Source organism: Xenorhabdus entomophaga (assembly GCF_037996725.1).
Lineage (GTDB): Bacteria > Pseudomonadota > Gammaproteobacteria > Enterobacterales > Enterobacteriaceae > Xenorhabdus > Xenorhabdus khoisanae.
This window is the reverse complement of the sequence record NZ_JBBMXH010000353.1, coordinates 1-436: the sequence shown is the minus strand read 5'-3', so window position 1 is coordinate 436 and position 436 is coordinate 1. Positions and strand designations below refer to the sequence as shown.

The 436-nt window shown below is 48.4% G+C and carries 1 protein-coding gene; it reads left to right on the top strand.

Annotated elements, in window-relative coordinates; translation table 11 throughout:
* The coding region (locus AAC854_RS23160; RefSeq protein ID WP_340619137.1) for a phage terminase small subunit P27 family at positions 1-226 on the top strand (226 nt) is incomplete at its 5' end.
* Between the last annotated feature and the right edge of the window lie 210 nt (positions 227-436).

Sequence of the window (436 nt, the reverse complement as noted above, 5' to 3'; positions counted from 1 at the left end):
ATACCGCACGCACTGTGAAACACTGGAGCGTGAAGGTTACACCTACCGGACCGATCAGGGATTAATTAAGGCGCATCCGGCGGCGGGCATGAAAGCCGATGCGTGGAAACGTATTCACACCATGCTCAGTGCGTTTGGTATGTCACCCTCCAGCCGGTCTAAGGTCAACATGGCCGGGGAAGATAAGGCTGACCCGCTGGCTGAGTTTTTACAAATGAGAGATTAACATGGCGAAAGTATCAGAAGGCATCCGCTATGCTGAGCGGGTCGTGGCGGGTGAGATTGTGGCCGGTGAACTGGTGAAACTGGCGTGTCAGCGTTTTTTAGGTCATGTATTGAATAGTTAGTTGATGTGATATGCTTTTAGCTTTTTTAGGTGAAGTATGGCTAAAGTTGACGTTTATTGCCGTTATTGTCTCAAATCAGAAAAAGTGAA